Consider the following 14,536-nt stretch of genomic DNA (forward strand, 5'->3'; position numbering starts at 1 on the left):
TGGGGGAAACCCCGGCTGGCTCTCAATACGTATTGAGGGTCGGTTCTTGACACCACGGCTCGTTTGAAGCCGGGTTGCATGATGCATCCCGGCGTCAGGCGCGCCTTTGGCGAATACCCTGCCCAATCGGGCGATCCACGGCCACGTGAATGCGCGTGCCCTGCATCAACACTTACTGCGTTTTGGCTGGAGATCGACCGATGGCTACCTCTCCCTATCCGTTCAGCACGACATGGACCGGCGCTGGCAATGGTACATCGTGGTCGGATGCCGCCAACTGGTCCAACGGGGTGCCCTTGCCGGCCGCGTATGCGCCGACCGGCGATCAGGACCTTGCGACGATCAACAACAGTGTCGCCACGACGCCGTTTGCCTTGGTCATCGCGGGGAACGAAAGCGCAGGCGAAATCGATATAGACCTGACCGATCCGGCTGGGGCTGCGGCTGTCACGCTGACCGGTACGCTGGCCATGTCGACCAATGTCAGCGACGCCGGTTCCGGATTCGGCCTGATCAATCTGGCTGCGGGAACGTTTGCCATCGACGGCGGGACCCTGACCGGTGCGGAGGTGAAGATCAACGGCGGTGCGCTGGTTTTCCGCCCGGGTACGATCACGCTGGGCGGCGATATCATCGATGGCAATCTGGTCATCGACAACGGTACTACGGTCGTCATGTCTGCGTTCAACGGCGCCGTGTTCGACGGATTGGGGGGCTACGGCACAGCAACAGACGTGGTCATATCCAATGGCTCGACGGTGTCGACACTGGGATCGATCTATCTCAGCGGCCTGATCGATGTGAAGTCCGGCGGCACGTTCTCGTTCGACGGCGGTTCGCTGAATGGCTGGGGCAGCACCGGCACGATCTTTGCCGACGGCGGCACCTTGAATGTCACGCACAGCTTTTCCGTCACTGCGAATTACGTGTTCGAAGGCGCGGTGAATTTTATCGGTGCCGACACGATTTCAATCAACTCGGGCGACGACCTGGCCCTCGTTGCGCCCGCCTCGGCCACATCGCCTGATGTGATCGATCTCAATGGCGGCACGATCGATGTGACCGGCGGGCTCACGCTGGTAAACACCGTGCTGGAAAACGGCACGGTCATCCTCGAATCGGGAGCGACCTATACCGCCGATGCCACGTCGTCGATTTCGGGCGTTACCCTGACCGATCATCGCCCGGCCGGGCAGACCAACTGGACCGGCGGCGCAGGCGATGACGACTGGTCGAACGCTGCGAACTGGACCAATGGCGTTCCGCAGTCGGGCCTGGGCTTTACCACCGACGGCCAGTCGGTGGCGGTGATCAACAACATCATCAACACCGTGACGTCAACGATCGTCATCGCCAATGATGTCAATGCGCAGGACATCTACGTCGGAACAACCGACCCCTCGAACGGCCCGTCGGTCAGCCTGACCGGCACGCTCGATACCTCCTATGCAGGCGAAGGGGGTGCCTACGGCTATCTCGACCTGACCTCGGGCACGTTCGAAATCGACGGCGGCACGCTGGCCTATACCGGAGTCGGCCTCAATGGTGGCACGTTGGCTTTCGGTAGCACTTCGGCGGGTGCGGAGTTCTTGCACCAGGATATCGTCAACGGCGATTTCACGATCTCCAACAGCGAAGTCCTGCTGGAAGGCTACAATGTTTTCCATGGCCAGGGCGGCGGCGGGCCGTCGACGGTCACACAGAACGGCGGGTCGCAGCTGATCGTGGCCAACGGCACGCTGGCGCTCGATGGCACGCTCGACATCCAGGACGGCGGTGACAGCACGCTGTTTGCGCTCGATGGCGGCAATCTGTCCGGCTATGGGGACGACAACGGGGCCAATATCTTCATCGACGGCGGTACGTTTGCGATCGACGCGTCGACGACGTTTTCCAACACGGTCAACATCTACGGCGGCTACATGGTCGTCGGTAACACCGACGCCGTTGTAACGATCACAATCGATGCCAGCAGCGTCACCTCGATCGGACAGGCGGGCGGGGCGCAGACCGTCGTCAATCTCAACGGCGCAAACATCGACGTTTTCGGCACGCTCGATCTGACCAATACATTGATCGAAAACGGCACCATAACGGTCGAAAGCGGCGCGGTGTTCAACCAGGATCAAACCGATGCGCTGCTAAACGTAAACGTCGTCGGCGGGTTGCAGACCGCGACCAACTGGACCGGACAAGGCGACGGCACGACCTGGGACGATGCGGCCAACTGGGACAACGGTGTTCCGGTTGCTGGCGGGCCTTATCCCACGCTCGGCAGCAATGTCACCACGATCGACAACAACCACGGTGACAGCGCGCCGTTCACCGTTACGCTCGCCGGCACCGAAGTCGGCGCACTGGTCATTGTCGACGCCACCGATCCGGCGGGCGGGGTCGCGGCGCGCCTGACGGGCACGCTGGACCTGTCGTTCGCCTCCACCGGAAATGGCTCGACGCTGGGTGTGCTCGATGTCAACGGCGGCACGTTCGAAGTCGATGGCGGCACGCTCGATGTGTTGAACGTCAACCAGCTGGGCGGGCATCTCACGTTCGGATCGGCGGCGACTTATGGCGCGTCCACACTCAATGCGTCGGGCATCGCGGGCAACCTGGCGATCGGCAATGGCTCCGACGTGGTCATTGGGCAATATTCGTTTGGCGCATTCAACGCCGACAACGCGGGGGTCATCAACGACGTCACGATCCAGGACAACAGCGAGCTCGATATCAAGGGCTCGCTCGGCTCTTCCAACAACATTCATATCGTCTCGGGTTCGGTCGTGCTCGACGGGGGTTCGCTGTCGCTGAGCAACAATGCAAAGCTGACGTCGGAGGGCGGTTCGCTGTCCGTAATCGGCACCGGCACGCTTATTGGCGGCGAATACGACGGCGCGATCGACATTGGCGCGAACAACACGCTGATCATCGGTGGCGGCAATACGGTTCTCCTCAGCAATCCGGCCGGCCAGGACGCGGTCAACCTCGATAGCGGCACGCTCGACGTGCAGGGTACGCTCGATGTCGCCGGCATCATCACCGGCGCTGGCTCGCTGAATCTCGAAACCGGATCGAAGCTCGAAAATGCCACGGTCAATGCGCCGTTTGCGTTCGACGAACCGACGGTCAACATCGCGGGGACGACCGCGACGCTCGACAATGTCACGATCGATGCGACGATCAACAATACGGGCGGGGCAGTCATCACGATTGCCGACACCGTGAATTTCGGCAATGCGAGCGACAGCGCGCCGATGCAGGTCAACCTGGATGGCGGCACGCTCGACGTCACCGGCACGCTCAACCTGATTAACACCCAGATCAGCAACGGCACGATCAAACTGGAATCGGGCGCCACGCTGACCACTGCGGCGGCCTCGTCACTCAGCGCGGTCACCGTCGAGCGCACATTGGCCAATGGCGATACGCAGATCCTTGGCCCCAATGTCCAGATCCAGTCGCTGCAGACGTTGGCTGCCGGCCAGAATGTCGGTCTGGAAACCGGCGTCAACGGCGACGGCACGCACTTGGCCCAGGGCGGCCAGGTTACTTTTGTCGACACGACGGGAAACAACGTTCCCGTCGGGTTCATCGGTGCTGGCACCGTTACGGTCACCGATGGCGAAGGCCTGTCGTCGACCGATTTCAGCGGGGCTGCGCTGACCGCGAATGTGGCGGGCAACACGCTGGCCTTTGTCACCGACACCTATCTTGCCAATGGCGGTTCATTCTCGGCCGAAAACGGCGGATCGCTGGTCATCGGCGATGCGGCGAATGCAGGCGACAACCTGACCGACGGCGTCGTGAATGCCGGTTTTCTGGCGACTGGCGGATCGAGCATCCTGCTGTACGGCGCGAAAGGGATTTCGGTCCTCAACGGCGAAACCACGATCGACAACACCTCGACGATCGGTGTTTCCACCCCAGGCGGCACTGTTGCACTGGCCCAGTCGCTGACCTCGATCGGGTCGCAGGATCCGGCGACGGGGTTCGACAAGCTTGGCATTCTCAATCTGAACAACGGCGCCAGCCTCATCGATCCCAATGCAGTCAAACTGTACGGGACGATCAACCTGGCCGGCGGCACCGTGTCGACTGCAGGGTTGAGCGGCGATCAGGTGGTGTTCAATTCGGGTTTCGGATCCGAATATCCCAGTGGTGTGCTCGGCTATGGCACACTTGACGGCCCGTTCGGGTCGACCGGGGGCAATATCTACATGGAGGCATCGGGCGGGACGCTGACATACACCGGCACAGTCACCGGGTTCGTCAACTTGATTGGCGATGCCAACTCCAAATTGATCGTGAACAGCGCACTCGATTCCAACGGGTACAACAACGGGTACGATGTGGCGCTGAAAGCCGGATCAACCGTCGATCTGACAGGCGCGATCGGCGATACGACGAATATCTACGTCAATTTTACAGGCAGCAATGCGACTCTGGAACTTGCCGACACGACCGGTATAAATTTCAGGAATATCCAGATCCAGGGCGCACAGACCAACGATGTCATCGACCTCGACGGGCTGGTCGCGGCAACCAATCCCGATGGCTCGCCAAACGTGACGATCACCCGGTATGTGACGGGGTCCGTTGGCGTCACGATCGTGCCGGTGGGCGGCGGCGCGGCCGATACCTTCACGATCACCAATGCTGCCAACACCAAGGTGACGTTCAATCCCGATAACGGGAACGGCGGCTCGCAGATCCTGCTGACGGCCGATCCGGTGATCACCGCGCCTGGCTCGGTTGCGGCCACGCAAGGGTATGCTGCTGCGATTTCCGGTGTTTCACTGGCCGACATCAGCCTTGCCAACAGCGGCACGGTCACGGTCACCGTGGTCGATGTCAACGGTGTGCTGGCGGCTACGGGTACCGGCGTCAGCGGTTCGGGCACGAAATCGCTCACCGTCACGGGCAGCCTGGCAGACGTCAACGCCGAACTGGCGACGCTGACCGTCCTGGAAAGCGGACTGGGCAACGATGCGCTCGCCGTGTCGGCGGTGGACAGCGCCGGCAACAGCGCCACCACGCAAAGCCTACCGATCTATGTCGAACCGCCGATCGTCATCGGTGCGCAGTCGACGCTGTTGGCCGCCCAGAACGTCGCCACGCCGTTCGGCGGCGCCTATGTCTACGAACAGGGTGCGCTGAACGGCGCCGACCTGACGGTCACGGTTTCGGATGCAACGGGTATCCTGACGGCGACCGGCAGCGGCGTTTCGGGGTCCGGCACCCATGCGATCACGCTGACCGGATCGCAATCGGCCGTCTCGGCCGAATTGAGCGCGTTGACGATCACCGAACAAGGCGCCGGGACCGATACGGTCACTTTCAATGCGACCGATGCCGCCGGCGACAAGGCACCGACGGTGGGCGTTGCAGTGACAACGCTACCCACGCCATCGATCGTGGCCCCGTTCGGCGCAACGGTTACGCAAAATTCGATCACGCCCCTGACGGGTTTCAGCATCGACGAAGCGGGTGCACCATCCTACGAGCAATTCACCGTCACGCTGTCGGATGCGAGCGGGCTGCTGTCCGCGACGGGCAGCACGGCGACCGGGTATGGTGCGACATCGATCACGCTGACCGGATCGCTGTCGCAGGTCAACTCCGACCTCGCCACGTTGACCGTCGACGATCCGAACCAAGGCTCCGACACGCTGAACCTGACCGTTACCGACAGCCTCGGCGGCACGGCATTGCAGCACGTCCAGGTCACGTCGAACCATGTCGATGCGCCCGATCTGACGGTCGGCACGATTACAGCGCCGCAGGCCGCGGTGGCGGGTCAGACAGTTCAGCTGACCTGGACCATCACCAACAGCGGAGATGCGACCGCAACCGGACCCTGGACCGACAACGTCTATGTCGCGTCCGACGCTGCGGGCAGCAACAAGGTCCTTGCCGGCACTTTCACTTACACAGGCTCGCTGGCGCCGGGCCAGAGCGAAACCGAAACGCATACGGTCACAGTGCCGGGCGGTCTGTCCGTCAACAGCCAGACCGGCACGGCCACGACGTATTTCGTGGTCCAGGCGGATGCCAACAACCAGACGGGATCGCTATCCGGCATTCAGAACCACATTACAGTGGCATCGACGCCGACTGCGGCCACCCAGACGATCAACTGGAATGCGATTCTCGGCCCGATCAAGCCGGCCGGCCTCGACGCAACCGACTTTGCGCTGTTCGAACAGCGCTTCATTGCCGAGGTCGGCACGACCGATGCCAGCTTTGCAACGGCGATTTCTAACGCGATCGCAACGCTCGACAAGACGGGCACGACGAATGCCGGCTACACCGATGCGGTAAACCTGCTCGTCGCACAGGCGTTCGGCGCCGTGGGCGGCCAGCAATTGGCAAAAGTTGTCGATCCGTCGCAGAATACGTCGGGGCTGAATTCGCTGCTGACGCCAAGTTACGGGTCCAGCCTGACAAGCCGCAATAGCGGCGGCGCCTTCGGTGACGGCTGGAATTCGGAATTCAACGATGTCGGCCCACTGGGGCCGATGAACGGCATCGGAGCGGGTAATGTCAATCCGGAGAGCCCAAGCTATGTCATTGAATATATCACGACGTATGTCGATCAGGACGGCAATTACCTCGGCCGATCGATAAGCTATCAAGTCGTCGCACCGGTCTCGGAAGGCATCGCTTTCCTGGACTCGTCCAATCCGTATTCCAATTATACGAAAACCAACCCGAACGGCACGATCGAAACATTCGATGGCATGTCCGGTCTGGTTATCGCGATCAGCGACGGGCACGGCGATGCGATCGCGATCCACCGCAACGAATCGGGCGTCATTACGAGTATTACCACTACGGCGGGCCACCCGCCTGTGTTCACGGTCAATGCGCAGGGCAACATCACCAGCGCGACCGATACCGCGGGCAATGTCATCACGTATACGTACGATGAGACCGGCGCACATCTGTTGAGCACGACAAGCCCCGCGGGCACCACGGGCTATCAGTATTCGACCAGCACCAATGCCTTTATCCAGAATGCGCTGACCCAGGTCACCGCGTCCGATGGCAGCACGCAAACTTATACTTACGATGCGCAGGGCAACCTTGCGTCGCAGTTGGCGAATGGCGCTGCGCCCACGATTTACGGATACCCCGGCGCAAACACTGTGACCCGGACCAACGCGGCCGGCCAGACGACGACGTACACATACGATGAATTGGGCCAACCGGTCGCAATAACCGACGCCAATGGCGGCGTGATTACCCTTCAGCACAATGCCAACGGCCAAGTTACGTCGATCACCAGTGCGACCGGGCAGACCTACGGCTATGCCTACGACGCCACCGGCGACCTGACGCGCTACACCGATCCGCTCGGCAATACGGTGCAGGACGCCTATGGAGCGTCGACGACCTCGTCGCCGACATCGGTTACCGATCAGAACGGCAACCAAACCCAGTATACCTTCAACGCCGCCGGACAGACGACCGGCGTCGCACAGGCCAATGGTGCGCAAGCGCAGTACCAGTACAACACTGCGGGACAACTGACCGAAGAGATCGAGGCCTCGGGCGCGACCATCCAGTACACCTACAACGCGGCCGGCGCGATTACCAAAGAGGCGTTCAGCGACGGCACGTCGCAAAGCTATTCCTACGACGCGAGCGGCAATCTGGCGTCGGCAACCGCAGTCGACGGCAGCGTGACGACCTACACCTACACCGCGCAGGGCCTGCTATCGAGCGTAACCAACGCGGCCGGCCAGGTCGAAAGCTACAGCTACAACGCGGCGGGCCAGGAAACGCAGCGGATCGAACCCGATGGCTCGATCACCAACTACACGTTTACCAGCGCCGGCAAACTCGCGCAGATCACCGATGGCAGCGGCGCCGTCATCGCCACGTACACCTATCGCGCGGATGGCGCGCTGACCGGAAAAATCACCGGCAACGGCGCAAGCACGGCCTATACCTACGATGCCGCCGGCAACATGACCGAGATCAAGATTCTCGCGTCCGACGGCACCACCACCAGCAAGATCGACTATACCTACGATGCCGACGGCCGGATCGCGACCGCGACCTCGGGCGACGGCGCATGGACGTATACATATGACGCCGCCAACCAATTGACCCATGCGATCTTTGCATCGACCAATGCCTCGATCGCCAACCAGGACCTGACTTACAAATACGACGCGGCGGGCAATCGCATCCAGACCATATTCAACGGCGCGACCACCAATTACACCGCCAACAATCTCAACCAATACACCGCGGCCGACGGCACGACATACGGCTATGACGCGAATGGCAACCTAGTGACCAAGACCAGCGGCGGCGCAACGACTACCTATAACTACAACATCCAGAACCAGCTGACATCGTCGACCGATACCAGGGGTACGACGACATATGCCTACGATGCCTTCGGCAACATCGCCTCTGAAATGGTCAATGGCATCAAGACGACGTATGTATCCGATCCGCTGGCGATAAATGCCACCGCCACCGGCGCGCTGTCGGCCGTGGCGCAGGCGTATAATGCCAGCGGCCAAGCGACCGCCACATATGTCTATGGCAATGGCCTGACAGCGGTGACCAGCGGCGGCACGACCAGCTATTACAATGCCGATGCATCGGGTAATATTACCAGCCTGAGCGGCGCCAACGGCACGCTGACGCAGACCTATGTCTACTCTCCGACCGGCACCGTGCTCGGTTCGACAGGAAGCGTGGTCAATCCGTTCCAGTTCAATGGCCTTGCCGGCGCGATCACGCAGACCAACGGACTGGTGAATACGCGCGCGCGGTATTATGATCCGACCACGGGTCGATTTATTTCGCAGGATCCGACAGGACAATCCGGAGGTATCAACCTTTATACATATTCAGGGAATAACAGCCTCAACTATGTCGATCCTAACGGCGCCGGATTTTCACCATCAGGTTTTCTGTTCGGCGTCGCCAGTCTTGCGATAACAGCCGCTGTCGCAACTGCGGGATTTGTAACTGCGCCCGTTACTGCAACGGTTTTTGGTTTGGTCGGACTGGGAACCGGGCTCTATTCAATTGGAAAGTCATTAACGAAAGACGGGAACGGCATCTATGTCGACAGCCCCGCCGAGGTAAACCTCAATTTGCTGAACACCGAGTTGAGTGCGATCCCGGGCGGGCCGGTTTTATCGACGTTCCAGGCGCTGTTGAGTGGTATCGGCTCGAGCGATATATTCGACGTGAACTATGCGTTAAAATATTATTTCGGCGACCGAACGATCTCCACCACCCAAACCGTCAACCGCCCACGCGCCGGCGGCTGGGGCGATGTCCATCTGACGACTTTCGACGGGGTGCATTTCAATTTCCAGGCAGTGGGCGAATTCCTGCTGGCCAAATCGACCGCGGCTGGCGACAATTTCCAGGTCCAGATCCGGCTTTCGGCCTTGGGCGGAGGGGAAAGCGCGCCGACGCTGACCACCGAAATCGGCATCCAGGTCGGCAACCAGACAATCGTCTTTGCCGCTGATCGCTCGGCGACGGTCTATCTCGATGGCGTGCCCGCCGATCTGAACCTGTCGAATCCGACGCTGTCGCTGGCGGGCGGCACGATCACGGCGCTGTCGCAGAACAGCTATCAGGTCACCGAAAAAACCGGCGAAGTTGTCAACATCACCAACAACGGTTCGTATCTCGATTATACCGTCGATCTGGCGCCCGGCGCAAAACCGGGATCGGTCGAAGGCCTGCTGGGATCCTACAGCGGCGCGGCGAATGCGTTCCAGTTGCCTGACGGAACGGCGCTGGGCGCAACGTTGTCGTCGGACCAGCTTTACCAGACATTCGGCAACGCCTGGCGGATTACCGATGGCACCTCGCTGCTCAATTACCTGAACGGGGAAACCACTGCCACTTACACCGATCTTGCTCATCCGCAGTATGACCTGCCGGTCAGCAGCCTGCCGACCGCTGTCGTGCAGGCGGCAACCGCCGCGGTCGCGGCGGCCGGGCTTACCGGGACGGCAGCGGCCGACGCGCTGTACGACTACCTGGTTACCGGCAATCCGAGCCTGATCGCCAATGCGGCAAGCGACGGGTCGCAAGCCCCGGTAACCTCCAGCGCGGTAATCACCGCTGGTGCAGCACCGCCGCCGAGCATCGGAATCAGCCCCGCCGCGCCGACGGTAACCGAAGTCAGCAACCAGACGCCGGTCACGTTCACCATCAGCCTGACGGGTACCGCGACAGCCAACACCGTCGTCAACTATGCCGTGGTGCCGACCGCGATCGACAGCGGCAAGACCTATTTCAACGCGGCCGATTTCGGCGGCACCCTACCAAGCGGTACGGTGACGATCCTGGCCGGTCAGACCACCGCGCTAGTTACGGTCGAAGTGCCCAACGCCGCATTGGGCGCTGGCACCGACAAATGGCTGGCGGTTGCGATTTCGGGCACCGGGGCGAACCCGGTCTATGCGTCGACCGCGCAAGTCGACGTGATCAACAATGTACCGGTGGCCGGCACCGCGCCCCAGCCGTTGCTCGAATATGTTTTGGGCAATGCGATCGGCGCGACCGAAAACGCACCGAGCCTAGCTCAGTCGGGCAACAGTTACGTCCTCGACCTTGGCAATGTCGTGCAGGGCACAGCCGTGGCCGCGCTGCAATTCGCGCTCGCCAACCTCGCGGACGCGCCCGCCGACAGCATCAGCGCTCAGACGGTTGCCCTGTCCGGAACGGGTTTCAACGTTGCCAGTATCGGTTCGGCAACGCTGGTTAGTGCGGGCAAGGCGATTACGGCCGCGACGGTGCAGCCTCTGTCCAGCACGCTGGGCGCGCAGACCACGCTCGTCACGATCGGTACGCACGATGTCAACGTCACCGGATACAATGGCGCTTTGCCGAATATCACGCTGACGATAAAAGAAAACGTCGTTGCGGCGGCGCAGGCCGTGCTGGGCACCACCGCGATCAAACTGGCCGATGTGCGGGTCGGTGCGAACGATACGCAGACGATCAAGGTCACCAATAGCGCAGGACCCGGCGCTGCGGCGCTCGATGTCACGCTCAGCGCGGGATCGGCTGCAGTGGGCACCGGGTCGATCAGCCAGCTGGCCGCAGGCGCCAGCGATTCGACCAGCATTGCGCTCGGCGTATCGACCGTGACGGCAGGCCTGCAGAGCAGTGCGGTCACGCTCAATCTGGCGTCCGATCTGGGCAATGGCGCGTCTTCGCCGCTGGTACTGAACCAGTCGGTCTCGGTCACCGGCGCGGTCTATCGCGCCGCCGCGGCAACCGTCATGCAAGGCACCACGACCGTGCACGTCGGCGATGCGGGCAGCCAGACCCTTTCGATTGCGAACAGCGATCCGGCAGACGGCTATTCCGAAGGCTTGCGCGCGACCGTCGCCGGGGTGACGGGCGGCGTGACCGCCAGCGGCACCACCGGCCTGATCGCGGCGGGTACGACCGATGCCTCGTCGGTGACGGTCGGCTATTCCACCGCGACCTCGGGTGTAGTTTCGGGCCAGGTCAATCTCGCGCTGACCAGCGATGGCACCGGTATCGACACGCTGGCGCCGATTGCAATCGGCACCGATGCGGTCGCGTTCAGTGTCCAGGTCGACAACTACGCGACGGCCGATCTGCGCGAGACGTCGGGTGGGGGCACGCTGACCGGCTCGGCCGCTGCGGGCTATACGCTCGATCTGGGCACGATCGCGCAGGGCTCCGGCCCTGCCACGGTCGATCTGGCCGCGCTGAACGCGGCCAGCGGTCTTGCCGATCTATTGTCAGGCACCTTCGGCGTCACTGCCAACAGCGCCTTTACCAACAGCGGCCTGGATTCGTTCAGCGGGCTTGGTGCAGGGCAGTCGGACGGTGCCCTGTCGGCCAGCTTGTCGACCGCCAACGACGGCACGTTCTCGGAGACGATCACGCTCACCGGCACAGGTTCGAACGCGAGCGGCTATTCGGGCAGCGTGGCTCCGGTATCGCTGACGATCAAGGGCACGGTTTCGTCCGAAACACCGGTCCTGGTCGCAGGCACTGTCGTCACCGGCGCGATCACCGAAGCGGCGAACACCACCGGCTCGGCCACGCCCGACACGGTGGCCGGCTCGATTGCATACACCGACACCAATCTGTCCTCGACCCACGCGGCCTCGATCACCGGGGTTTCGGCAACGGGCGTCACGACCGGCCTGCCCGTGAACAGCGCGCTGCTGGCGCTGCTGTCGCTCGGCACCCTGAGCGAAGACACCGCGTCGAACCCCGGCAGCGTATCGTGGAATTTTGCCGCTGCGGACAGCACGTTCGACTACCTGGCGGCGGGCGAAAAGCTGACGCTGACATACGCGGTGCAGATCGTGGAAGTCGGCGGAAAATCGGTATCACAGGACGTTACCGTTACGGTAACGGGCACCAACGATGCGCCCGTCATTGCCGCCGGGACAACGGCAACCGCCTCGCTCACGGCCAACGTAACCACGCCGGCCAATGACACCGCCACCGGCACGATCGCATTCACCGATGCCGATAGCGACGATACGCACACGGCGTCTGTCGTATCCGTATCGAGCGGCGGCACAGTTGGCGGCCTGCCGAACAACGCCACGCTGCTGTCGCTGCTGACGACCTCTGCGGTTACCGAACAGGCCGGATCAACCCCGGGCTCGGTCACGTGGAATTTCAATTCGCCCGACTCTACGTTCGCCTACCTCGGCGCGGGGCAGACGGTTAGCCTGACGTATGTTGTCGACGTCACCGACAACCACGGCGCGACTGTTAAAAAGGACGTGACTGTGAACGTTACGGGCCCTGCAGGCACTGTCCAGCACCATGCCACGGCCGGGTCTATCCTGGGCACGGCATATGCCAGCTATGACAACGCCTATACGGCAGGCGGCATGCTCACGCTCCAAACGTTCTACAATCAGGCGGGCGCCACCGTGGCGACCAAGAGTTATGGCGCTTACAACAGCTTCACCGTCCAGACCTTCACCGCCGGGACGTTCGCTGGAACGGCCTACGCCAGCCATACCAACACCTACACGGCAGCCGATTTCGTCGCTCTTCAGACGTTCTACGATGCCTCGGGCGATGTCGTTGCCACCCAGATCCTGACGCCCGACGGCGGCCACACCATCAAGGTGAACGGGGTCGTGGTCGAGGTCAAAACCATCCACACCGACGGCACCGGCAATTATGACGTGCTCTATAACGGCAGTGGGTCGATTCAAGGCGTGGTGTATACGAGCCAAGACACCGTCTTTACTGCAGCCAAGGTTCCGATCTCGCGAACATTCGCTGCATCGGGCAAGCCGGTGCTGGTGCAAACCTATGGCGCTGGCGGCGCGTTCACCGTGCAGACGTTCACGGCCGGGACGTTCGCTGGAACGGCCTATGCGAGCCATACCAATTCATACACCGCAGCCGATTTCGTCGCTCTTCAGACGTTCTACGATGCCTCGGGCAATGTCGTTGCCACCCAGATCCTGACGCCCGACGGCGGCCACACCATCAAGGTGAACGGGGTCGTGGTCGAGGTCAAAACCATCCACACCGACGGCACCGGCAATTATGACGTGCTCTATAACGGCAGCGGGTCGATTCAAGGCTTGGTGTATACGAGCCAAGACACCGTCTTTACTGCAGCCAAGGTTCCGATCTCGCGAACATTCGCTGCATCGGGCAAGCCGGTGCTGGTGCAAACCTATGGCGCTGGCGGCGCGTTCACCGTGCAGACGTTCACGGCCGGGACGTTCGCTGGAACGGCCTATGCGAGCCATACCAATTCATACACCGCAGCCGATTTCGTCGAACTTCAGACTTTTTACGACGCCTCGGGCAATGTTGTCGGGACCCAGAGCCGAACACCAGACGGCGGTTATACCAATACGGTCAACGACAAGACGGTCCAGGACAAGGCTTTCAACCCCGATGGCAGCTATGTGAATGCGTATGAAAACCAGACGGGCCGCGCCTACACGCAAATCGAGTTTGCGGTAGCGAGCGACGGCACTGCGATCGCGACAAGCGAGATCCTGACCAGCGGCACAAATGCCACCACGGTCTATGCGCCAAGTGCGACATTGAGCATTGTGGACGGTATCGAAACGGCGACCAGCGCTGCAGACACGTTCATGTTCGGCGCAAACACCGGCGGCACGATCAATGTCACAGGCGCGGCCAATGCCGCGCTCACCTTCGGCTTTGGCGATGGCGCGCAGATGATATCGGGCTATGCGACGAGCACCGACTCCCTGTCATTCAAATCGGTGTTCGATACATATGCCAGCCTGATGAACGCGTCTCAGCAACAGGGCAGTGGCGTGCTGATCACACTGGATGCAACCGGCGATACTGTGCTGGTGGCAAACACGACCAAGGCTGGCCTGTTCAACTCGGGAAATATCCATCTTATCTGATCGCCGCGCAGCAGGACAAACCGGCATCATCGTGTGGTTAAAACCAATTCTTAAAAAATTTGGGCTAGACCGCAGCGATGATGCCGTGCAGCAGGATGGCAGGGCGGATGTCGCGCGGGGGTGCGGCCTGA

The 14,536-nt window shown here is 61.6% G+C and carries 1 protein-coding gene; it reads left to right on the forward strand.

Going from position 1 to position 14,536, the window contains the following annotated elements; genetic code table 11:
- Positions 1-200 precede the first annotated feature (200 nt).
- Positions 201-14,405 (forward strand): RHS repeat-associated core domain-containing protein, encoded by a 14,205-nt coding sequence (locus ACOOE2_RS06085; RefSeq protein ID WP_420382129.1) that lies wholly within the window; start codon positions 201-203, stop codon positions 14,403-14,405.
- Positions 14,406-14,536: the final 131 nt, after the last annotated feature.

The organism is Novosphingobium sp. (assembly GCF_965214355.1).
In the GTDB taxonomy this organism is placed as follows: domain Bacteria; phylum Pseudomonadota; class Alphaproteobacteria; order Sphingomonadales; family Sphingomonadaceae; genus Novosphingobium.